24 protein-coding genes are annotated in these 22,085 nt (G+C 59.8%); 15 read left to right on the top strand and 9 right to left on the bottom strand.

The window, feature by feature from the left end; genetic code table 11:
• Positions 1-17: 17 nt before the first annotated feature.
• Positions 18-935: a LysR family transcriptional regulator gene (locus DCO47_RS05520; RefSeq protein ID WP_116657667.1), complete on the top strand. Its 918-nt coding sequence runs from the start codon at positions 18-20 to the stop codon at positions 933-935.
• Here DCO47_RS05520 and DCO47_RS05515 read toward each other — a convergent pair.
• Complete coding sequence (locus tag DCO47_RS05515) at positions 908-1,234, bottom strand: YqjD family protein (protein ID WP_039757078.1); 327 nt, start codon at positions 1,232-1,234, stop codon at positions 908-910. The genes DCO47_RS05520 and DCO47_RS05515 overlap by 28 nt on opposite strands.
• 166 nt (positions 1,235-1,400) lie before the next feature.
• On the opposite strand from DCO47_RS05515, the gene DCO47_RS05510 reads away from it, so the two are divergent.
• Both DCO47_RS05510 and DCO47_RS05505 read left to right on the top strand, forming a co-directional pair.
• Positions 1,401-1,616 carry a dodecin gene (locus DCO47_RS05510; protein WP_039757080.1) on the top strand — a complete coding sequence of 72 codons (216 nt, stop codon included), beginning with the start codon at positions 1,401-1,403 and terminating at the stop codon, positions 1,614-1,616.
• Positions 1,617-1,745: 129 nt separating this feature from the next.
• Positions 1,746-1,970: a DUF1161 domain-containing protein gene (locus DCO47_RS05505; protein WP_042608985.1), complete on the top strand. Its 225-nt coding sequence runs from the start codon at positions 1,746-1,748 to the stop codon at positions 1,968-1,970.
• A gap of 161 nt (positions 1,971-2,131) precedes the next feature.
• Here DCO47_RS05505 and DCO47_RS05500 read toward each other — a convergent pair whose 3' ends face one another.
• Entirely contained in the window at positions 2,132-3,133 is a 1,002-nt protein-coding gene (locus tag DCO47_RS05500) for an LLM class flavin-dependent oxidoreductase (protein WP_041476454.1), read from the bottom strand.
• A 240-nt stretch (positions 3,134-3,373) separates the two neighbouring features.
• Here DCO47_RS05500 and DCO47_RS05495 point away from each other — a divergent pair, with 240 nt between their 5' ends.
• Positions 3,374-3,805 carry an OsmC family protein gene (locus DCO47_RS05495; RefSeq protein ID WP_064365258.1) on the top strand — a complete coding sequence of 144 codons (432 nt, stop codon included), beginning with the start codon at positions 3,374-3,376 and terminating at the stop codon, positions 3,803-3,805.
• 234 nt (positions 3,806-4,039) lie between these two features.
• Positions 4,040-4,282 (top strand): DUF1161 domain-containing protein, encoded by a 243-nt coding sequence (locus tag DCO47_RS05490; RefSeq protein WP_064365257.1) that lies wholly within the window; start codon positions 4,040-4,042, stop codon positions 4,280-4,282.
• Here DCO47_RS05490 and DCO47_RS05485 read toward each other — a convergent pair.
• Entirely contained in the window at positions 4,279-4,698 is a 420-nt protein-coding gene (locus DCO47_RS05485; protein WP_065616471.1) for a hypothetical protein, read from the bottom strand. The two genes, DCO47_RS05490 and DCO47_RS05485, sit on opposite strands and share 4 nt — an antisense overlap.
• A 40-nt stretch (positions 4,699-4,738) precedes the next feature.
• Positions 4,739-5,161 (bottom strand): hypothetical protein, encoded by a 423-nt coding sequence (locus DCO47_RS05480; protein WP_042608989.1) that lies wholly within the window; start codon positions 5,159-5,161, stop codon positions 4,739-4,741.
• 58 nt (positions 5,162-5,219) lie between these two features.
• Between DCO47_RS05480 and DCO47_RS05475 the strand changes: the two genes are divergently transcribed.
• The gene (locus DCO47_RS05475) at positions 5,220-6,302 is read left to right on the top strand and encodes an aminopeptidase (protein WP_116657666.1); all 1,083 of its coding nucleotides are present in this window, start codon (positions 5,220-5,222) and stop codon (positions 6,300-6,302) included.
• Between the two features lie 111 nt (positions 6,303-6,413).
• Here the strand turns inward: DCO47_RS05475 and DCO47_RS05470 are convergent, their stop codons facing one another.
• A complete protein-coding gene (locus DCO47_RS05470) occupies positions 6,414-7,064 on the bottom strand; it encodes an HAD family hydrolase (RefSeq protein ID WP_042608991.1) in 651 nt (216 codons plus the stop codon).
• 28 nt (positions 7,065-7,092) lie between these two features.
• Positions 7,093-7,638, bottom strand: coding sequence for a gamma carbonic anhydrase family protein (locus DCO47_RS05465; protein WP_042608992.1), 546 nt, complete (start codon positions 7,636-7,638; stop codon positions 7,093-7,095).
• A gap of 89 nt (positions 7,639-7,727) precedes the next feature.
• Here DCO47_RS05465 and prlC point away from each other — a divergent pair, with 89 nt between their 5' ends.
• The 3 genes from prlC to DCO47_RS05450 all read left to right on the top strand — a co-directional run bounded on the left by prlC (position 7,728) and on the right by DCO47_RS05450 (position 12,201).
• A complete protein-coding gene (gene prlC / locus DCO47_RS05460; RefSeq protein ID WP_065616974.1) occupies positions 7,728-9,779 on the top strand; it encodes an oligopeptidase A in 2,052 nt (683 codons plus the stop codon).
• A complete protein-coding gene (locus DCO47_RS05455; RefSeq protein WP_016772316.1) occupies positions 9,776-10,066 on the top strand; it encodes a YheV family putative zinc ribbon protein in 291 nt (96 codons plus the stop codon). Before prlC ends, DCO47_RS05455 begins: the two co-directional genes overlap by 4 nt.
• Before the next feature lie 113 nt (positions 10,067-10,179).
• Complete coding sequence (locus DCO47_RS05450) at positions 10,180-12,201, top strand: M3 family metallopeptidase (protein ID WP_116657665.1); 2,022 nt, start codon at positions 10,180-10,182, stop codon at positions 12,199-12,201.
• A 5-nt stretch (positions 12,202-12,206) separates the two neighbouring features.
• Here DCO47_RS05450 and DCO47_RS05445 read toward each other — a convergent pair whose 3' ends face one another.
• Positions 12,207-12,854: a tyrosine-protein phosphatase gene (locus DCO47_RS05445; protein ID WP_116657664.1), complete on the bottom strand. Its 648-nt coding sequence runs from the start codon at positions 12,852-12,854 to the stop codon at positions 12,207-12,209.
• Positions 12,855-13,132: 278 nt separating this feature from the next.
• Between DCO47_RS05445 and DCO47_RS05440 the strand changes: the two genes are divergently transcribed.
• Genes DCO47_RS05440 through DCO47_RS05430 form a run of 3 tightly spaced genes read left to right on the top strand, consistent with a single transcriptional unit; the run spans position 13,133 to position 16,980 of the window.
• The gene (locus DCO47_RS05440; protein WP_116657663.1) at positions 13,133-13,879 is read left to right on the top strand and encodes a gluconate 2-dehydrogenase subunit 3 family protein; all 747 of its coding nucleotides are present in this window, start codon (positions 13,133-13,135) and stop codon (positions 13,877-13,879) included.
• A gap of 2 nt (positions 13,880-13,881) precedes the next feature.
• Complete coding sequence (locus DCO47_RS05435; protein WP_116657662.1) at positions 13,882-15,666, top strand: GMC family oxidoreductase; 1,785 nt, start codon at positions 13,882-13,884, stop codon at positions 15,664-15,666.
• Positions 15,667-15,678: 12 nt separating this feature from the next.
• Complete coding sequence (locus DCO47_RS05430) at positions 15,679-16,980, top strand: cytochrome c (protein WP_116657661.1); 1,302 nt, start codon at positions 15,679-15,681, stop codon at positions 16,978-16,980.
• Between the two features lie 66 nt (positions 16,981-17,046).
• Here DCO47_RS05430 and DCO47_RS05425 read toward each other — a convergent pair whose 3' ends face one another.
• Entirely contained in the window at positions 17,047-17,349 is a 303-nt protein-coding gene (locus tag DCO47_RS05425; protein WP_116657660.1) for a hypothetical protein, read from the bottom strand.
• Between the two features lie 247 nt (positions 17,350-17,596).
• Here DCO47_RS05425 and DCO47_RS05420 point away from each other — a divergent pair, with 247 nt between their 5' ends.
• The 3 genes from DCO47_RS05420 to DCO47_RS05410 all read left to right on the top strand — a co-directional run bounded on the left by DCO47_RS05420 (position 17,597) and on the right by DCO47_RS05410 (position 21,238).
• Entirely contained in the window at positions 17,597-18,655 is a 1,059-nt protein-coding gene (locus DCO47_RS05420) for a PA0069 family radical SAM protein (RefSeq protein ID WP_116657659.1), read from the top strand.
• A gap of 237 nt (positions 18,656-18,892) precedes the next feature.
• On the top strand, positions 18,893-19,621 hold the full coding sequence (locus DCO47_RS05415) for a carbonic anhydrase (protein WP_064365244.1): 729 nt from the start codon (positions 18,893-18,895) through the stop codon (positions 19,619-19,621).
• A 90-nt stretch (positions 19,622-19,711) separates the two neighbouring features.
• Positions 19,712-21,238: a SulP family inorganic anion transporter gene (locus DCO47_RS05410; RefSeq protein ID WP_116657658.1), complete on the top strand. Its 1,527-nt coding sequence runs from the start codon at positions 19,712-19,714 to the stop codon at positions 21,236-21,238.
• A 129-nt stretch (positions 21,239-21,367) separates the two neighbouring features.
• Here the strand turns inward: DCO47_RS05410 and DCO47_RS05405 are convergent, their stop codons facing one another.
• The gene (locus DCO47_RS05405) at positions 21,368-22,018 is read right to left on the bottom strand and encodes a hypothetical protein (RefSeq protein WP_042609002.1); all 651 of its coding nucleotides are present in this window, start codon (positions 22,016-22,018) and stop codon (positions 21,368-21,370) included.
• Positions 22,019-22,085: the final 67 nt, after the last annotated feature.

Below are 22,085 nucleotides of genomic sequence, written 5' to 3'. Positions count from 1 at the left end.
GAAAACTCACAGATATCATGAGCCACGACCTTCCCCCGCTGAATGCCTTGCGCGCCTTCGAAGCCACCGCCCGATTGAACAGTGTCAGTCAGGCTGCTGAGCAGTTGCACGTCACCCACGGCGCGGTCAGCCGTCAGTTGAAGGTGCTTGAAGAGCATCTCGGCGTGAGCCTGTTCATCAAGGACGGGCGCGGCTTGAAACTCACAGATGCCGGCGTGCGCCTGCGTGATGGCAGTGCTGAGGCGTTTGATCGGTTGCGCAGTGTCTGTGCGGAGCTGACGCAAAGTACTGCTGATGCGCCGTTCGTGCTCGGGTGTTCGGGGAGTTTGCTGGCGCGCTGGTTCATTCCGCGTCTGGGGCGGCTGAATGCCGATCTGCCGGATTTGCGTTTGCACCTGTCTGCCGGTGAAGGCGATCTCGATCCCCGACGCCCGGGACTGGATGCGCTGTTGCTGTTCGCCGAACCACCGTGGCCCACCGATATGCAGGTCTACGAACTGGCGGCCGAACGCATCGGCCCGGTGATGAGCCCGTTGTTCAGCGGCTATCGAAAGCTGCAAGCCGCTCCAGCCGCAGAACTGCTTGATGAGCCCTTGCTGCACACCACCTCTCGGCCGCAGGCCTGGCCGAGCTGGGCGCAGCAGAACGACCTCGACGCCAAGGCGTTGAAGCTCGGGCAAGGATTCGAGCATTTGTATTATTTGCTGGAGGCAGCGGTTGCCGGTCTTGGCGTGGCGATCGCGCCGGAGCCACTGGTAACCGAAGATCTGAAGGCGGGTCGCCTGGTTGCGCCGTGGGGCTTTTGTGAAACCCCGGCGCAACTGGCGTTGTGGCTACCCAAGCGCGCCGCGGACGGGCGCGCCCGGCAACTGGCGCAGTGGCTCAAAAATGAGCTGCGCCAAACCGATCACTCGCCGCGCTTGAACAAAAAGTAGGCAGCAAGCAGGCCGATTGCACCGACAGCCACGCCGGCTGTGGTCCATGGGTGTTCCTGCGCGTAGTCACGAGTGGCAATGCCGGTCTCGCGGGTTTTCACTTTGACTTCTTCGTACGCGTCGCTGAGCAGATGACGGGAATGTTTCAGTGCACTTTCGGCATTGCTTTTCAGCGCCTTGAGGGTCTTGCGCGACTCGTCCGAAGCATCGTCTTTCAAGCTTTCCAACGATTTGAGCAGACTCTCGATCTCGGCTTCCATGCTTTGCAACGAGGCTTTACGTAAAGAGGTGTTGGCCATGGTGGCTCTCCTGCATTGGTGATGAGTGGCGTGTGTTGGTTGGGACTTCAGCACTTCGAGAAAGTGCAGAAATTCTGAACTTCGGCAGCGCAGCGGCGCCGAAATCAACAGTGCAATTGCCTGCCAGGTTCAATTTCACACGCCATTCCAACCCAAGGAGATCGCCATGAGTGACCATCACACGTACAAGAAAGTCGAGCTGGTCGGTTCGTCCACCACCAGCATTGAAGACGCTATCAATAACGCGCTGGCCGAAGCCAACAAGACCCTGCGCAATCTGGAATGGTTCGAAGTGACCGAAACCCGTGGCCACATCGAAAACGGCCAGGTGGCGCATTTTCAGGTAACGCTGAAGGTCGGCTTCAAGATTGTCGCCAGCTGAGTTTGATCCAGTCTTCTGAACTTGCGCGCTGGCCGAGTGCCATAGGGAATGGCAAAGCGCTACAAGGTGAGCGCATCGGGTGGATAACCCGATGCCCGCCTCTTTCAATCCGACCAGGGAGTGCGACCGATGAAGAAGTTCATGTTGGCAGTAGGTTTGTTGAGCCTTGCGGGTGGTGCGTTTGCAGCCGGCAAGCCATGTGAAGAGCTGAAAAGCGAAATCGCAGCGAAGCTCGACGCCAAAGGCGTTTCCGGTTATTCGCTGGAAGTTGTCGACAAGGGTGCGGCGGCTGACGGCGAAGTAGTTGGCACCTGCGAAGGTGGCAGCAAGGAAATCGTCTACAAGCGTGGTTGATCGCGCCTGAAATACAAAAGCCGACGTGGATGCGTCGGCTTTTTTGTGGGGATGATTTTCCGAGTAGAAGCTACGGGAGGCTGCGCTTTTGATCTTGATTTCAAATCACGATCAAAAGATCGCAGCCTCGTTTCACTCGACAGCTCCTACAAGGGTTCGCGTTAGCCCTTCATGACTTGCGCAAGCAGTTCGTAGGAATGGATGCGATCGGCGTGTTCGTAGAGATCACTGGTGAAAATCAGCTCGTCCGCCTGGGTCTGCTCGATCAGCACCTCAAGCTTGGCGCGGATCTTCTGCGGGCCGCCGACCATGGCAAGGCCAAGGAAATCGCCCACCGCTTCACGCTCATGGGGTAGCCACAGGCCGTCCATGGTTTTCACCGGCGGACGCTGCACCAGACTTTGCCCACGCATCAGGGCAAGGATGCGCTGGTACACCGACGTCGCCAGATAGTCGGCCTGCTCATCGGTATCAGCGGCCACCAGCGGCACGCCGAGCATCACGTAGGGCTTGTCGAGCACCGCCGACGGCTTGAAGTGATTGCGGTAGATGCGAATCGCCTCATGCATGAAGCGCGGCGCGAAGTGCGAGGCGAAGGCATAAGGCAAGCCCCGCTCACCCGCCAGTTGCGCACTGAACAGGCTCGAGCCGAGCAACCAGATCGGCACATTGGTGCCGGTGCCGGGCATGGCGATCACCCGTTGCTCCGGGGTGCGCGGGCCAAGGTAGCGCATCAGTTCGGCGACGTCCTCAGGGAAGTCGTCAGCGCTGCCGGAGCGTTCGCGGCGCAAGGCGCGGGCGGTCATCTGGTCGGAGCCCGGCGCCCGGCCCAGTCCCAGGTCGATGCGTCCGGGGTACAGGCTCTCAAGGGTGCCGAACTGCTCGGCGATCACCAGCGGCGCATGGTTGGGCAGCATCACTCCACCGGAGCCGACGCGGATCGTCGAAGTGCCACCGGCCAGATAACCGAGCAAGACCGAGGTGGCGGAACTGGCGATGCCGTCCATGTTGTGGTGCTCGGCGACCCAGAACCGCGTGTAGCCAAACTTCTCGGCGTGCTGCGCAAGGTCCAGCGAGTTGCGTAGCGATTGCGCAGCGCTGCCGTTTTCGCGCACCGGCACCAGGTCGAGGGTGGAAAATTTAACGTCGGACAGTTTTTTCATGAACCTGCATCTCCGGGTGGGGAGGCAGGTTTTTCTTGCGAACGAAAACCTGCCAAATCCATAAGCGTGTTTTATGGAATGAGGGCATATACCCGAGATTCAATAGCAGCGCCGAAATTTCCTACTAAAAAAGTCAACGATTCAAGCAGGCTGAACTTTGTTCCGCCGTCTATCCTCAGAAGCCTTGCTAGTAAAAACCGCGACGGCGCGGCGTCCCGCGCCACATTTGAGGAGGCAGACATGGCTATCGTGAAAAAGGCATCGGCGCATTGGGAAGGCGACCTGAAAACCGGTATCGGCTCGATCTCCACCGAAACCGGCGTACTGCGGGAAGCGCCGTACGGCTTCAAGGCCCGCTTTGAAGGCGGCAAGGGCACCAACCCGGAAGAACTGATCGGTGCGGCCCACGCCGGCTGCTTCTCCATGGCGTTTTCGATGATTCTCGGCGATGCCGGCCTGAAGGCAGACAGCATCGACACCAACGCTGAAGTCACCCTCGATCAGGTTGAGGGCGGCTTCGCCATCACCGCAGTGAAGCTGATTCTCAAGGCGAAAATCCCGGGCGCCACCCAGCAGCAGTTTGAAGAGCTGAGCAACAAGGCGAAGGAAGGTTGCCCGGTTTCCAAGGTGCTGAACGCGAAAATTACGCTTGAGGCTTCGCTGGTCAGCTGATTCGGCGTTTGCAGGTCCGACGCTTTCGCGAGCAGGCTCGCTCCCACAGGCAATCGCATTTATCAGTTGGAATGCGCTCAACTGTAGGCGTGAGCCTGCTCGCGATAACAATCTCGGCATCACGCAAATCCAAAGGTGTGAGCGAAGTCAGAACCCGCCCTGCAGAAATGTGGTCGAATAATCGAGAGCAGCTTCAGCGCACGCCCGTGCGCGCTGCCTCAAGGAGCTTCATCGATGAAACGTATTGGCTTGGCGATCCTTTGCAGTGCACTGGCCACGTCCGCTTTCGCAGCCCCCAAGGACTGCGAAGAGCTCAGGAAGGAAATCGAGATCAAGATTCAGGCGAAGGCAATTCCCTCGTACACCCTGGAAATCATCACGGCGGAAGAGGCGGAGCAGCACGACTCCGCCATGATCGTCGGTACTTGCGAGAACGGCACCAAGCGAATCGTCTATCAGAGAAACGACAACAGCTAGATGATGCAGTTGAACTCGCGGTCTTCAGCAACGATTTCGCGCTTGGCATTGTACAAACGCGCGCTCGGCGTGAACGCCAACGAACGCCCTTCCAGCAGGTAACGCTGGCCGGCCTCGAAGTGGTCATAACGGATCGTCAGGTAGCACAAACGTTCTACAGGTCCCGTGAGCAGGCTGCCGCCACCGCCGAACACTTCGAAGTCGAAGCGCACCCGCAGCTCATGGCTGCCGGGGGTCACCTGGAAGAATCGGCCGTCGTTCAATCGCTGATTATCGAGACGTTCGGCCATCAGCAATTTGCCGCCGGGGCTTGGCGTGGAGAAGTCGACCCAGGCCATTTGCGGGTCGACCGCGGGTAACGGCGTCTGGCAACCGGCGACAAGACCGACAACGAGCAACGGCAGCAAGGTGCGCATGATGGATATCCACAGATCTGAACCGCCAGCATAGCGCCGATCAGCTGCTCTGACAGCCCGCCGGCGTGCCCTGACCGACCACTTTGCGCTGTTCGTCATAAAGCTTGGCCCAAGGCCGGAAGCCGATACTGCCAGCCTGTAACTGATAGCGCTGGCCGGCATTGAAATCCTTGAATTTCACGCTCATCTGGCAATCACGCCACAGCGGTTCGGCATTCGGGCCGATGTTGGTGGCCTCGACCGGAAATTGATAGCGCACCTTCAGCTCATGGCTGCCGGGCTGCACTTCGAAATAGCGTTTATCGATGGCCTGGGTGGCATCGACTTGCACGGCTTGCAGCGCCGTGTCGTGTTGGTGGGCGTCGAGATCGATCCAGGCTTGCGAGGGGTCGGGATCGGGCATTCCGAATCCAGCACAACCGGCCAGCGTCAGCAGGCCTCCTGTCAGCATCAACATGCGCATAGCGGTGCTCCTTGAGGCGGGATAGTCTTGGGGCAGACTTTCCGGGGAATTTCTTATTTTGATCAGGCCGTTTTCCAGCCTTGGGTTACTTGATCGCGTTTTTCCGATTTTGTTTCCGGGTGTGTTGTTTTTGTTGCTCAACGGTTGCGCCAGCGTCAGCTATTACAGCCAGCTCGCCAGCGGACAATTGCAATTGCTGCGCGCGCGGGAGCCGGTCGAGAAAGTCATTGCCGACCCCAGCCGCGACGCCAGATTGCGCGCGCATCTGGCCCAGTCGCAGAAGGCCCGCACGTTTGCCAGTGAGCATCTGCACCTGCCGGACAACCGGAGCTATCGGCTATATGCCGACATTGGCCGACCGTTCGTGGTGTGGAACGTCTTCGCCACCGCCGAATTTTCCCTCACGCCGCAGAATCACTGCTTCCCGATTGCCGGCTGCGTGGCCTATCGCGGCTACTACAGCCAGAGCGCTGCCCGTGGCGAAGCGGCGATTCAGCGCCTGCAGGGCATGGACGTGACGATCGGCGGTGTCGAAGCGTATTCGACCCTTGGCTGGTTCAACGACCCGATCCTCAATTCAATGACGGGCTGGGGCGATGAACGGCTGGCCACGCTGATTTTTCATGAGCTGGCGCATCAGCGGTTCTATGTGAAGGACGACACCGAGTTCAACGAGTCATTCGCCACGTTTGTCGAGCAGGAAGGCACGCGGCAATGGCGCGCGTTTCGCGGCTTGCCGGCGGAATCCGATGCCAGGCTCAAGCAGCGTGACCAGTTCATCGGCCTGGTGCTCGACACACGCTCACGGCTGGAGAAGCTGTATGCGCAGCCGTTGTCCATCGAGCAGATGCGTGAGCGCAAAGCAGCCGAGTTCGAGCGCTTGCGCAGGGACTATCGGGCAATGCGCGACAGCCAGTGGGCCGGGGACAAACGTTATGACGCCTGGGTCAATGCGCCGCTGAACAATGCCCGCTTGTTACCGTTCGGGCTGTATGACCAGTGGGTGCCGGCGTTCGCGGCGGTGTTCCGGCAGGTGGGTGGGGATTGGTTGAGGTTTTATGCCGAGGTTGAGCGGTTGAGGAAGTTGCCGGTTGATGAGCGCAAGGCGGCTTTGAAGGCCTTGGCAGGTCCAGATAGCTGAGGTGGTTGGGAGGGCCACATCGCGAGCAGGCTCACTCCTACAGTTGATCGCATTCCAAATGGATAAATGCGATCCCTTGTAGGAGTGAGCCTGCTCGCGATAGCCATCTGATCAGCGCTGCAAAAACGCCTGATGCAACTCATCCAAAGTTTCAAAGTGATATGCCGGCGCCTCGGCATTCAACTCTTCAAAACTGCCAAACCCATACCCTACCGCCGCTGCATCGATGCCATTGCTGCGCGCGCCGATCAGGTCATGCTTGCGATCACCGATCATCAGGGTCTGCGCCGGATCCAGGCCTTCTGCCTCGAGCAGATGCGCGATCAGCTCAACCTTGTTCGTCCGCGTGCCGTCCAGCTCGCTGCCGTAGATCACTTTGAAATGCCGGGCAAAATCAAAATGCCGGGCGATTTCGCGGGCGAACACCCACGGCTTGGACGTTGCGATATATAACTGCCGCCCTTGCCCGCTCAAGGTTTCCAGCAGCGGCGTCACGCCGTCGAACACACGATTCTCGTAGAGACCTGTGACCTTGAAGCGCTCGCGGTAGAAATTCACCGCTTCCCAGGCCTTGGCCTCGTCGAAATCGTAGAACTGCATGAACGCTTGCAACAGCGGCGGGCCGATGAAGTGTTCCAGTTTGCTCAGATCAGGTTCGTGGATGCCGAGGTTGGCCAAGGCAAATTGAATTGAGCGAGTGATGCCCTCACGCGGATCGGTCAGGGTGCCATCAAGGTCGAACAGTACAGTCTGGTAATGCATGAGAAATCCTGAGCAGGTGTAGGGCAATTCAGACCTGGTCGTAGCCTTCGGCCAGATGCAGGTCCTTGAGCTTGACGTAGTTCGCCGCGCTGTATGTAAAGAAGGCGTTTTCCTTGTCGGTCAGCGCTCGCACCTGTTTCACCGGGCTACCGACATACAGGAAGCCGCTTTGCAGGCGCTTGCCCGGCGGCACCAGACTGCCGGCGCCGATGATCACGTCGTCCTCGACTACGGCGCCGTCCATGACGATGCTGCCCATGCCGATCAACACGCGATTGCCGACCGTGCAGCCATGCAGCATGACCTTGTGGGCGATGGTCACGTCATCGCCGATCAGCAACGGAAAACCGTCCGGGTTGAACGGGCCGGCGTGGGTGATGTGCAGCACACAGCCGTCCTGCACGCTGGTGCGCGCACCGATGCGGATGCGGTGCATGTCGCCACGGATCACCGTCAGCGGCCAGACCGAGCTGTCTTCACCGATCTCGACGTCGCCGATCACCACCGCCGAGCCGTCGACGAATGCGCCTTTGCTCAAGCGGGGGGTGTGATTCTGATAGTTGCGAAGGGACACGATTAGTTCTCTCTCTGTCGCCGATAGCTGCGGTGAGTGGCGATTGTAATTAAGATGGGCGCATGTTTCTTCCAGCCAAGGTGCCAACCGTGAGCGTGAACAACCCTCTTTTGCAGTCCTACGACCTGCCACCGTTCTCCACGATCCGTGCCGAACACGTCCTGCCCGCCATCGAAACCATCCTCGCGGACAACCGCGCCGCCATCGCCGAAATCCTCAAGACCCAGGGCAAGAACCCGACCTGGGCCGGTCTGGTGCTGGCGATGGACGAACTCAACGATCGCCTCGGTGCAGCGTGGAGCCCGGTCAGTCATCTTAACGCTGTGTGCAACAGCGCCGAATTGCGTGAAGCCTACGAGTCGTGCCTGCCGGCCCTGAGCGCCTACTCCACCGAGATGGGCCAGAACCGCGAACTGTTCCAGGCCTACGAGGCGCTGGCCAACAGCCCGGAAGCCGCCAATTTCGACGTCGCGCAAAAAACCATTCTGGAACACGCACTGCGCGATTTCCGCCTGTCGGGTATCGACCTGCCGGAAGCCGAGCAGAAACGTTACGCCGAAGTGCAGAGCAAGCTGTCCGAACTCGGCAGCCGCTTCTCCAACCAATTGCTCGACGCCACCCAGGCGTGGACCAAACACGTCACCGACGAAGCCGCCCTCGCCGGCCTGACTGATTCGGCCAAGGCGCAAATGGCTGCTGCTGCCCAGGCCAAAGGCCTCGACGGCTGGCTGATCACCCTGGAATTCCCCAGCTACTACGCGGTGATGACCTACGCACAAGACCGCGCGCTGCGTGAAGAAGTCTACGCCGCCTACTGCACCCGCGCCTCGGACCAGGGCCCGAATGCCGGCCAGAACGACAACGGCCCGGTGATGGAAGAGATTCTCGACCTGCGCCAGGAACTGGCACGACTGCTGGGCTTCGCCAGTTTCGCCGAGCTGAGCCTGGCGACAAAAATGGCCGAATCCAGCGATCAGGTGCTGAGCTTCCTGCGTGATCTGGCCCAGCGCAGCAAGCCATTCGCCGCCCAGGATCTGCAACAGTTGCGTGCATACGCCGCCGAACAGGGCTGCGCCGATCTGCAAAGCTGGGACAGTGGCTTCTACGGCGAAAAACTCCGCGAGCAGCGTTACAGCGTCGCTCAGGAAACCCTGCGTGCCTACTTCCCGATCGATAAAGTCCTGAGCGGCCTGTTCGCTATCGTCCAGCGTCTGTACGGGATCGAGATCGCCGAGCAGAAAGGCTTTGATACCTGGCACCCGGACGTGCGCCTGTTCGAGATCAAGGAAAACGGTCAGCACGTCGGCCGCTTCTTTTTCGACCTGTATGCCCGCGCCAACAAGCGAGGCGGTGCTTGGATGGACGGCGCGCGCGACCGGCGCCGCACCGTCGACGGCGTGTTGCAAAGCCCGGTGGCCAATCTGGTGTGCAACTTCACCCCGGCCGACAGCGGCAAACCGGCGCTGCTGACCCACGATGAAGTCACCACCCTGTTCCATGAATTCGGCCATGGCCTGCATCACCTGCTGACCCGCGTTGATCACGCCGGCGTGTCCGGCATCAACGGCGTGGCATGGGACGCGGTCGAGCTGCCGAGCCAGTTCATGGAAAACTGGTGCTGGGAGCCGGAAGGCCTGGCGCTGATTTCCGGCCACTACGAGACTGGCGAACCACTGCCGCAGGACTTGCTGGAAAAAATGCTCGCGGCGAAGAATTTCCAGTCCGGCCTGATGATGGTCCGTCAGCTGGAGTTTTCGCTGTTCGACTTCGAACTGCACGCCACCCACGGCGATGGCCGCAGCGTGGCGCAAGTGCTCGAGGGCGTGCGCGACGAGGTCTCGGTGATGCGTCCACCGGCGTACAACCGCTTCCCGAACAGCTTCGCGCATATTTTCGCCGGTGGTTACGCGGCCGGTTACTACAGCTACAAGTGGGCCGAAGTGTTGTCCGCCGATGCCTTCTCCAAGTTTGAAGAAGACGGCGTGCTCAACGCAGAAACCGGTCGTGCCTTCCGCGAAGCGATTCTGGCGCGCGGCGGTTCGCAGGCACCGATGGTGCTGTTCGTCGACTTCCGTGGCCGTGAACCATCGATCGACGCGCTGTTGCGCCACAGCGGTCTGAGTGAGGACGCGGCAGCATGAGTGACGGCCCTGTGATCACCAAGAAGCGCTTTATCGCCGGGGCGGTCTGCCCGGCGTGCAGCGAGCCGGACAAGTTGATGATGTGGAACGAGGACGGCGTGCCGCACCGCGAGTGCGTGGCCTGCGGTTACTCCGACACACTCAACGAGCAGGGCCTGTCGGTGCCCAAAGAGCTGGGTACACGGGTCAATACCAGCGCGCTGAAGCCTGCCGCCGACAAAAAGGTTCAGGCCGTGCAGTTTTTCCCGAACCCGAAGCTGAAGAAAAAGCCTGACGAGCAACAGTAACAACTATCGCCACGTGCCGATGATCGTCGGCAGGTGGCGGTAACTATCTACCCCTTCGCCCCCGCGCTTCCTGATTAGTCTGGTCAATCCAGCCCTCTCTCACGGAAGACGCCATGCCTGACACCAATCCCCTCCTGCAACAATGGCAGTTGCCGCCCTGGTCGGCGGTACGCGCCGAGCACTTGCTGCCGGCGGTCGAGCGCATCGTCGCCGACAACCTGCTGATTATCGAAAACGTTATTGCCACTCAGGTCGATCATCCGAATTGGGATGATGTGGTCATCGCCATCGATGAAGCCGACGCGCGCCTGGCAGAAACCATGGCGGTCATCGACTTCCTGTCGGTGATCCGCTCCAAGGATCCCGACTGGATACAGCAGAGCGCCTTGAGCAGCGCAGTCGCAGAGCAATTCCTGGGCGCAAAAGCCAGAAATCCTGCGTTGTCACAGACCTTTCAGCGGCTGGCAGGCAGTTCGATCGCGGCCAGTTTCAGTGATTCACGCAAAGCCTCACTGGCGAAGATCCTGCGCGGATTCCACATGGCGGGAGCCGGGTTGGCCAACGCTCAAAGCGAAAAACTGGGGCAATTGAACACGGAGATCGCGCTCATGCAGAAACTGTTCATGAGCAATCTCAAAGCTGCCAGCGCCGCCTGGAGCAAACACATTGCAGACATCACGTTGCTGGCAGGGCTGAGGCCCGATGTGCAGGAGCATCTGGCTGCCAACGCAAGACAGGCAGGACTCACCGGCTGGCGGCTGACGCTGGAGCAGAACACTCATCAGCAGATCATGACCTTCGCGCAGAATCGTGCGCTGCGCGAGGAATGTTACAAAGCATATTGCACACGCGCCTCGAATCACGGGCCTGATGCGGAGCACTTCGACAATGAACCGGTATTGATGGTGTTGCTGTTCTTGCGTCACGAAAAAGCCCGGACATTGGGCTTCGACAATTTCGCTCAATTGCGCTTGCACGATCGTATGGCTACAGACACCTCGCAGGTCGGCGCTTTCCTGCGTCGGCAAATAGCCCTCAATGCAGCCTCGCTGGCCGAGGAAACCAAGGAACTGCAGACGTTTGCCCAGGAGCAGGGTATCGAGCAGGTCGAGCCATGGGATCACGATTTTCTGGCTGAACAACTCCGTCGCCAGCGGGCGGACGGCGCACTGGATGACCTGCGCCAATATTTCCCGTTGAACACCGTATTGCGCAGCCTATGCCGGTTCAGCGAGCATTTGCTTGGGATCAGGATCAGCGAAGACACGCAGCGTGATCGCTTCGACGAGAACGTCCGCCTGTTCGAAGTCAGCGAGCACGGTCAACCGATTGGCTACGTTTACATCGACCTCTTCCGCCGCGAGGCTGGCAATGACTTTGCATGGTCGGGCGTGTTGCGTAACCGTCGGGTCAACGCCGAAGGCCGGCCAGCATTGCCGATTGCCTCGCTTCACAGCAACTTTACCGCCGCAGCCGCCGGCCATGAAAACCTGCTGTCACACCAGGATCTGCGCGTACTGCTGCACGAGTTCGGGCACTGCCTGCATCACGTGCTGACCCGTTCGCCGCATTACAACCTGTCCGGCATCTCGCAATTGAGCCGCGACGCTGCCGAATTTATCGGGCAGTTGTTCGAACACTGGGCGCAGTCAGCCGAGTTTTTGCGCTGGCTGGGCATCCATCACAAAACCGCCGAACGTCTGTCCGAGACCCGGATCAATGTTGCGTTGTCCGCTCTGGGCGCGCAACGAAGCCGGGAAACGGCGATCTTGTTGATGGGCGCGCTATTCGATCTGGAGCTACATAGCGGTGACGGTCGCAGCATTCAGCAGGTGTTCGATGATGTGCAGCGGGAGTTTGCCCACCTGCCGATACCCGCCGATTGTCGCTTCGCCAACACTTTCGATTTTCTGGCGACCGGCTATGAAGCGTCGGTGTACGCCTACAAATGGTCCGGCGTGCTGGCCAGTGAGGCATTCAAACGCTTTGAGCGCGCGGGCGTATTCAACCCCCGGACGGGCCGCGATTTGCGTGAAACACTGCTTTCGGGTGACATGAAGTCGCTGCCCGAGGCGCTGCAAGCCTTTCTTGGCCAACCGATCAACCCAGAACTATTTGCCGCGATGCCGGGCTGAGCCGATCAACGCTGGACATGCGCCGAGTCGAACCAGTTCTTCATCGAGCACATGGCGAATGCACTGGTGCTGCATTCGCCATTGACCAAGGCTTCGTGCAAGCGGTCGACGTTGGCTTGCATCACGTAACGCACGCTGTCATGAAAGTGCTGGCTGTCACCAAATCCGCCCTCGGTCATTTCCTTGAGCGCCTGCTCTTTGCTCCAGCCCTGCACCACCACCCGGTACATCGCCGCCATCAGACCGGTGCGGTCAGAACCGTGCTTGCAGTGCATCAGCACCGGGCCCTCAGCTTCGGCGGACTGAATCGCCCGCAGGGCTTTAAGCACGTCGCTGTCGTCGACGTGACTGGTGCGATAAGGCAGTTGCACCTGCCTGATTCCGGGCACGGAGAGCCAGTCGCTATCAGCATCAGGCAGGAAGTTGATCACCGTGACGACATGCAGACTGTTCAACAGCGGCACCGCGCTACGACTCGGCAAGGCGCTGCGATACAGGGTCGGCGACATGCGAAACAGATTGAACTGCGCCTCGACCGGCTGCGCCCACTCGGCCGGGCGAGGCGGCGTGGCGTCGGCAGCCCGGGCGGCAATGCCATGCAGCAGCGCGACAAGCGAAAAACACAACGCGGGAAAAAAACGCACTCGAGACATGCTGGGCTGACCGTTCGGCAATCATCATTGCGGGAATTGCAGCTTCGCTAGTGAGCGGTCAATGCACCGTGAGCCGGCCGTCAAAGAAACGTGAATCGTCGCCTCGCCGGGCTTTTTTCCGCTCAAGCAGTTTTTCTTGATGCTTAGCCTGCTACCATTTGTCACATGATGTTGCAGACGTGACGCCCTTCGACGGGCAAGACCCTCGTCATCGCGACGCAAAATTTCTCGAGCCGCTCGCAGAAGCGGCTGCCATCTATGCCTGATGAGGTACTCCCATGTCTGATCAAGATCGAGACAACCCGCGGCGTGAATTCTTGCGCAAATCCCTGACCCTGATTCCGGTGGTCACGCTTGCCGGTACCGGCCTGGGCAGCAGCGTGCTGCAAGCCGCCCCTGAAACCGCACCGGCGCCTGCCGCGGCAAAAACCGCCCCTGCCAGTGCAGGTGAATATCAGCCGAGCTTTTTCACCGCTGACGAATGGGCGTTCATCAACGCCGCCGTTGCGCAATTGATCCCCAGCGATGCGCAAGGCCCCGGCGCCCTCGAAGCCGGCGTGCCGGAATACATCGACCGGCAGATGAACACCCCGTATGCCGCCGGCGCCCTTTGGTACATGCAAGGCCCGTTCAATGCCGACGCTGCGCCGGAAATGGGCTGGCAGAGCAAACTGGTGCCAAAAGACATCTACCGCCTCGGCATCGCCGCCACGGATCAGTGGGTAAAAGGTCTCAGCGGTAAAACATTTGCCGAGCAAGACAGCGCTACCCGAGACGATTTGCTCAAGCAGCTCGAAGCCGGCAAGCCACAGTTCGATGCGGTGCCGGCGAAGATTTTCTTCAATCTGTTGCTGCAAAACACCAAGGAAGGTTTCTTCTGCGACCCGATCCACGGTGGCAATAAAGGCATGGTCGGCTGGACTATGATCGGTTTCCCCGGCGCCCGCGCCGATTTCATGGATTGGGTGGAACGCAACGAGCAATACCCCTTCCCGGCAGTGTCGATTCGCGGCGAGAGGGCGTAAGCATGGCAACGGTAATGAAGAAGGTGGATGCAGTCATCGTCGGTTTCGGCTGGACCGGCGCGATCATGGCCAAGGAACTCACCGAGGCCGGTCTCAACGTGCTGGCGCTGGAGCGCGGGCCGATGCAGGACACCTACCCCGACGGCAACTATCCACAGGTGATCGACGAACTCACCTACAGCGTGCGCAAAAAACTCTTTCAGGACATCTCGAAAGAGACGGTGACCATTCGCCACAGCGTCAACGATATCGCCCTGCCCAACCGCCAACTGGGCGCGTTCCTGCCGGGCAATGGCGTCGGCGGCGCCGGACTGCACTGGTCCGGCGTGCACTTTCGTGTCGATCCGATCGAGTTGCGCATGCGCAGCCATTACGAAGAACGCTACGGCAAAAGCTTCATCCCCAAGGACATGACCATTCAGGACTTCGGCGTCAGCTATGAAGAGCTGGAGCCGTTTTTCGACTTTGCGGAAAAAGTCTTCGGCACCTCTGGCCAGGCCTGGACCGTGAAGGGCCAATTGGTCGGTCAGGGCAAGGGCGGCAACCCTTACGCGGCAGATCGCTCCAACCCGTTCCCGCTTGAAGCGCAGAAAAACACCGTGTCCGCCCAGCTGTTCGGAAAAGCGGCGACGGAAGTCGGTTACAAACCCTACAACCTGCCTTCGGCAAACACCTCGGGGCCGTACACCAATCCCTACGGCGCACAGATGGGCCCGTGCAACTTCTGCGGATTCTGCAGCGGCTACGTCTGCTACATGTATTCCAAGGCCTCGCCGAACGTGAACATTCTGCCGGCGCTCAAGCCGCTGGCGAATTTCGAGCTGCGCCCCAACTCCCATGTGCTGCGAGTCAACCTCGACAGCAGCAAAAGCAAAGCCACCGGGGTCACCTACATCGACGGCCAGGGCCGCGAGATCGAGCAGCCGGCGGATCTGGTGATCCTCGGCGCGTTCCAGTTGCACAACGTGCGTCTGATGCTGCTCTCCGGGATCGGCAAACCCTACGACCCGATCAGCGGCGAAGGCGTGGTCGGGCGTAATTTCGCTTACCAGAACATGGCGACCATCAAGGCGTTCTTCGACAAGGACACCCACACCAACAACTTCATCGGCGCTGGCGGCAACGGCGTGGCGGTGGACGATTTCAACGCCGACAACTTCGATCACGGCCCCCACGGCTTCGTCGGCGGCTCACCCATGTGGGTCAACCAGGCCGGCAGCCGGCCGATTGCCGGCACCTCTAACCCGCCAGGCACACCGGCTTGGGGCATTGCATGGAAACGCGCTACCGCCGATTACTACACCCATCAGGTGTCGATGGACGCCCACGGCGCGCATCAGTCCTACCGCGGCAACTATCTCGATCTCGATCCGGTGTACCGCGACGCCTACGGTTTGCCGCTGCTGCGCATGACCTTCGACTGGCAGGAAAACGACATCAAGATGAACCGTTTCATGGTCGAGAAAATGGGCAAGATCGCCGAAGCCATGGGCCCGAAAGCCATTGCGGTGATCGGCAAGCAAGTGGGCGACCACTTCAACACCGCCTCGTACCAGACCACCCACCTCAACGGTGGCGCGATCATGGGCACCGATCCGAAGACCAGCGCGCTGAACCGCTATTTGCAGAGCTGGGATGTGCACAACGTGTTCGTCCCGGGCGCGTCAGCCTTCCCGCAGGGCCTGGGCTACAACCCGACCGGTCTGGTCGCGGCGCTGACCTACTGGTCGGCGAAAGCGATCCGCGAGCAATACCTGAAAAACCCCGGCCCGCTGGTGCAGGCTTAAGGAGCGATGACCATGAAAAATTTCGTTATCGCCACCCTCGCCCTGCTCGGCAGCACTGCAGTTTATGCGGCTGAAGCTGATCAAAATCTGATCAAACAAGGCGAATACCTCGCCCGCGCGGGTGACTGCGTGGCCTGTCATACGGCCAAGGGCGGCAAGCCGTTCGCCGGTGGCCTGCCAATGGAAACCCCGATCGGCACGATCTACTCGACCAACATCACCCCGGATAAAACCGGCCTCGGCGATTACAGCTTCGAGGACTTCGACCAGGCCGTGCGCCATGGCGTCGCCAAAAACGGTAGTACGTTGTATCCGGCGATGCCTTATCCGTCCTACGCCCGCGTGAACGAAAGCGATATGAAAGCGCTGTATGCGTATTTCATGCACGGCGTCGAACCAGTGGCGCAGGAGAACAAGGCCAGCGACATTCCATGGCCGTTGAGCATGCGCTGGCCGCTGATGGGCTGGCGCTGGCTGTTTGCACCGAAGGTCGAGGATTATCAGGCCACAGGCAGCGACGCGGTGATCAATCGCGGCGCGTACCTGGTCGAAGGCCTCGGCCACTGCGGTGCCTGCCACACCCCGCGCGCGCTGACCATGCAGGAAAAAGCCCTGAGCGCGGCGGACGGTGAACATTTTCTGGCCGGCAGTGCACCGCTGGAAGGCTGGATCGCCAAGAGCCTGCGTGGTGATCACAAGGATGGCCTCGGCAGCTGGAGTGAAGAGCAACTGGTGCAATTCCTCAAGACCGGACGCAGTGATCGCAGCGCGGTGTTCGGCGGCATGAGCGATGTGGTCACTCACAGCATGCAATACATGAGCGACGCCGACCTCACCGCGATTGCCCGCTATCTGAAGTCACTGCCGGCCAATGATCCTGCGGATCAGCCGCATCGGTACGACGAGAAAGCGGCGAAAGCCCTGTGGAACGGTGATGACAGCCAGCGTGGCGCGTCGGTGTACATCGACAACTGCGCGGCCTGCCACCGCACCGACGGCCATGGCTACAGCCGGGTGTTCCCGGCGCTGGCGGGCAACCCGGTGCTGCAGACGGACGATCCCACTTCGCTGATCCACATCGTGCTCAAGGGCGGAACATTGCCGGCTACTCACACGGCGCCATCGACGTTCACCATGCCCGGCTTCGCCTGGCGCCTGTCGGACCAGGAAGTCGCGGATGTGGTGAGCTTCATTCGTGGTAGTTGGGGCAACAACGGCGCCCCGGTCAGCGCCAAGGACGTTGCGCATCTGCGCAGCGAAGATATGCAAAATACCTCCGGCGATGATCTCGGCCAGGTCACCCAACATAACTAAAAACAAACCCCCTGCATGATGTACTCACGCAGGGGGTTTTATTGGGTTTGTGACGATAATTTCAGCTTACGGATTAATGATGGCCACATAAGCTTTGGCCAGGGCGATCAACTTTGCCTTGTCATCGCTATCAATATCGCCGTCACCGTCGACATCTTTCTTATCGGTGCGAATGGTAAAGGTCTTGCCTTTGTCGGCCGATACCGCCACGACGTAAATCGAATCGACCAGCGCTTCGGTCGACAGCTGTTGCTCTGCGTTCCAGCGCAGTTCCTTGCGTGCCAGTTGCAGCGAAACAATAGTGTTGGAATCGGTAATATTCGGCTGCATCATTTGCAGGAAAACACCGCGTTGATTCAAGTAAGACATTCAATCAAATCCTTTTAATTAGTCGGCCGGAGTCTGTTGCCGGTAGTTCCAGAGCCTATATAGCGGGCCTGCGTTCAGCAATTAGGCATCTGTATCTTGGCTTGTCGTCAGTCAGCGAAAAAACTTGTCGCACCCAGAACTTCCTCGAAGAAAGACACCGCCATTTTCAATAGCATCGCTGAACGGTACTGGATCACAGCGCACGCCCTCGGATACTGTATGCATATACAGAGCAGAGGATCGTTCGATGATCACTTCAGTCCCGCCCCGCGGTCGCGGCACCGCCACCAATCCGCACAACCGCTTTGCGCCCAGTCGTTCGGTGGCCGAGGACGACGGCTGGTATCAGGAAGTACCGGCGACGCAAAACACCGAAGTGATCATCGAAAAGGCCAAATCGATCATCAGCCGCAACACCTCGCCGGATCTGCCCTTCGACCGTTCGCTCAATCCCTATCGCGGCTGCGAACACGGCTGCATCTATTGCTACGCACGCCCCAGCCACGCCTATTGGGACATGTCGCCGGGCCTGGACTTCGAAACCCGGCTGATCGCCAAGACCAACGCCGCCCAGGTCCTGGAAGAACAACTGAGCAAACCCGGCTATCAATGCGCGCCGATCAATCTGGGCTCCAACACCGACCCGTATCAGCCGATCGAGCGCGAATATCAGATCACCCGACAGACTCTGGAAGTGCTGCTGCGTTACCGGCATCCGGTGACCATCGTCACCAAAGGTTCGCTGATTCTGCGCGATCTCGATCTGCTCACTGAGCTGGCACAACAGCGGCTGGTGACGGTGATGATCAGCCTGACCACCCTGGACGACGAACTCAAACGCATCCTCGAACCGCGCGCCGCGGCGCCCAAGGCGCGCCTGCGCGCAATCCGGGTGATGTGCGAAGCGGGGATTCCGGTGGGCGTGCTGTGTTCGCCGATGATTCCGATGATCAACGACAGCGAAATCGAAAGCCTGCTCAGCGAAGCCCATGCCGCCGGTGCGCAAAGTGCCGCCTACATGATGTTGCGCCTGCCGCTGGAAGTCGCGCCGCTGTTCGAGGAGTGGTTGCAGGCGCACTATCCACAACGCGCCGCGCATGTGCTGAGCCTGATTCGCCAGAGTCGCGGCGGCGAACTCTACGACAGCCGTTTCGGTGCGCGCATGCGCGGTGAAGGACCGTTTGCCGACCTGCTCGCACAAAGATTTGCCAAGGCCATCAAAAAGCTGGGGCTGAACAAACGCGAGGGCTATAACCTCGATTGCACGGCCTTCTGTCCGCCGGGTCGCCAGATGTCGTTGATTTAGCGACAATTGGCTTTGGGTTGACGGGTTGGAATCCTTCCGCCGAAACACGCCAGTCACGTTTTTTGTGACCTGGAACACACGTTCTAGAGCGTTTGATTCAGTTTCAGTTAAGTTTCGGCGGCTACCTTGTTCATCGAGTGACTGACGGGTCGGGATGACCCGGATGGTTTAAACAGCCACTGGCTTCATACCGGAATACCGGGGAAGACTCCCTGAATCCGCACAAGAGGATGAATCATGAGTGACAAGGATAAACAGTCGTTGGCTGCCTCGGCGCAAAGCCCTGAAGCACAATCCGCCGATGCAGCACTGCGACAGATCGTTGATGGCTTTTTACGCTTTCACCATGACGTTTTTCCGCAGCAGGAAGAACTGTTCAAGAAGCTCGCCACCGCCCAGGCGCCCAAGGCGATGTTCATCACCTGCGCCGACTCGCGCATCGTTCCCGAGCTGATTACCCAGAGCTCGCCGGGCGATCTGTTCGTCACCCGTAACGTCGGCAACGTGGTTCCGCCCTACGGTCAGATGAACGGCGGCGTCTCCACCGCGATCGAGTACGCGGTACTGGCACTGGGCGTGCAACACATCATCATTTGCGGCCACTCCGATTGCGGCGCCATGCGCGCGGTACTCAACCCCGACAGCCTGGAAAAAATGCCGACGGTCAAAGCCTGGCTGCGCCACGCCGAAGTCGCGAAAACCATGGTGCACGACAACTGCAACTGCACCGACGAAAAAGAAAGCATGCCGATCCTCACTGAGGAAAACGTCATCGCCCAACTGCAGCACTTGCGTACCCATCCTTCGGTAGCCTCGCGCATGGCGAACGGTCATCTGTTCATCCATGGCTGGGTCTACAACATCGAAACCAGCGAAATCAAAGCTTACGACGCGGACCAGGGTCGTTTCCTGCCTCTCGACGGCAGCCATCCGATTCCTGTGGCGACGCCCAAAGCGCGCTTCTAAATCTTCCCAACAATCTGTGTGGTATGACGCCGGCCGCTGATTCAGCGGCCCGGCCTCGCCACGCCTGAAGAAAACTTCGGGAGAATCGCCATGCGTGCGGCTCAATTGAAAGCTGTGTTGCCACGGGAGCTGCTCGCCTCCGTGGTTGTGTTTCTGGTCGCCCTGCCGCTGTGCATGGGCATCGCGATTGCGTCAGGGCTGCCGCCGGCCAAGGGTCTGATCACCGGCATCATCGGTGGTCTGGTGGTCGGTTGGCTGGCGGGTTCGCCGTTGCAGGTCAGCGGTCCGGCGGCGGGGCTGGCGGTGTTGGTTTTCGAACTGGTGCGCCAGCACGGCATCGAGATGCTCGGGCCGATTCTGCTGCTCGCCGGATTTCTGCAACTGGTCGCCGGACGTCTGAAGCTTGGCTGCTGGTTCCGGGTGACGGCGCCAGCGGTGGTCTACGGCATGCTCGCGGGCATTGGCGTGTTGATCGTGCTGTCACAGGTGCATGTGATGCTCGATGCCAAGCCGCAACCGTCAGGTCTGGACAACCTCACGGCGTTCCCGGCAGCCGTGGCGCAAGCCTTGCCATCGTTCGGCTGGCAAGCCGGTCTGCTCGGTCTGTCGACGATTGCCGTGATGTGGCTGTGGGAAAAATTCCGCCCGCATTCGCTGCGCTTCATTCCCGGCGCATTGCTCGGTGTGGGTCTGGCCACAGTGGCGAGCCTGATGCTGGCGTTGCAGGTCAAGCGCGTGGAGGTACCGGCGAATCTGGCCGAGGCGATCGATTGGCTGAAACCTGCCGACCTGATGAATCTGGCCGACCCGACCCTGCTGATTGCTGCGTTCGCCGTGGCGTTTATCGCCAGCGCCGAAACTCTGTTGTCCGCCGCAGCGGTGGATCGCATGCACAGCGGTGTGCGTTCGGATTTCGACCGTGAGCTGTCGGCGCAAGGTGTCGGCAACATGCTCTGCGGTCTGGTCGGCGCGTTGCCGATGACTGGGGTGATCGTGCGCAGCTCGGCCAACGTCCAGGCCGGGGCGACCACACGTTATTCGACGATTTTCCATGGCCTGTGGCTGCTGGCATTCGTGTTGTTGCTGTCAAGTGTGCTGCAGAGCATTCCGGTGGCGAGCCTGGCGGGTGTGCTGGTGTATACCGGTTTCAAACTGGTCGACCTCAAAGCCTTCCGAGGTCTCGGCCGTTACGGACGGATGCCGATGTTCACCTATGCCGCCACAGCGTTGGCGATCATCTTCACTGACCTGCTCACCGGTGTACTGATCGGCTTTGGTCTGACCATGTTGAAGCTGGCATTCAAGGCTTCGCGTCTGAAGATCAGCCTGATCGACCTGCCGCAGGACGGCGAGATGGAACTGCGTCTGGTGGGTGCAGCGACGTTCCTCAAAGTGCCGGCGCTGACGCAAGTGCTGGGCAGCATCCCTCACGGCACCACGGTGCATGTGCCGCTGAACAACCTGAGTTACATCGACCATTCGTGCCTGGAATTGCTGGAAGAATGGGGCCGGGCGAATGCGGCGAAGGGTTCGAAGCTGTTGATCGAGTCGCGCGGGTTGAAGCGCAGGCTTGAGGGGCGGGTTCGGACCAATACCGGGATTGGTGCGGCAGGATAAATCTCCGGGTTGAACTCGACCCCTGTAGGAGTGAGCCTGCTCGCGATGGCGATGGAACATTCAACATCTTCGTTGATTGATCCACCGCTATCGCGAGCAGGCTCACTCCTACATTGGATCGTGTATGACTCAGGCGGCGGGCTGATCCAGCTCCAGCCCCACGCCCAACCGGCGGCTCATGCATGGCCAGCGTTTCCACGCCGCGCCGGTGTCCGGGCTGCTGAGTTTTTCGCGGTAGGCTTCTACCGACTCCAGGGCAAAACTCTCGTCGTTGAGCATCTCGTCAATCGCGTGATGCACCGCCTCGTCCAGTTGATTGGCGAACTCCTCACCGATCAACTGGTGAGCAATCAGGTTGGCGACCGTCATGTCCAACGGGATCAATGGCTGGCCGAAGTGTTTGATGTACAGGTCGTTGACCTCTTCGACAAAACGGTGCGCCAGGTAGGCTTCGTCGAGCAGGCTGTCCAGGCCGACATGTCCGGCCATGATCGCCGGCGGCTGGAGGAAATACTGCTCGGCGATTTTCAGCACCGGTTTGATCTGCGATTCGATTCCCGCTTCCCTGGCGACTTCATTGGCTGCGTCCAGCAGGTCGGGTACTTCATCGATGTAGGCGGCGACAAAACGCGTCAGCACGCCCTGGGCGTCGGCTTCCGGCAACTGGATCGCCGGGTGCAGGTGAGGCAGCTTGCTTTCCAGCTGACGGGTCAGCAGGCCGGTGTCTTTTTCGTGCTGTTGGGCTTTTTGGATCTGCTCGCGCAATGCGGCGGTGTTCATGAAAACTCCAGGAAACAAGGCAGTGAAATAGGGAAGACATAACTTAGCTGGCTTACAAAAAACGCTA

It is taken from the genome of Pseudomonas sp. NDM (assembly GCF_003105095.1).
In the GTDB taxonomy this organism is placed as follows: Bacteria; Pseudomonadota; Gammaproteobacteria; order Pseudomonadales; family Pseudomonadaceae; genus Aquipseudomonas; species Aquipseudomonas moraviensis_A.
This window is presented reverse-complemented; position numbering and strand designations above follow the sequence as displayed.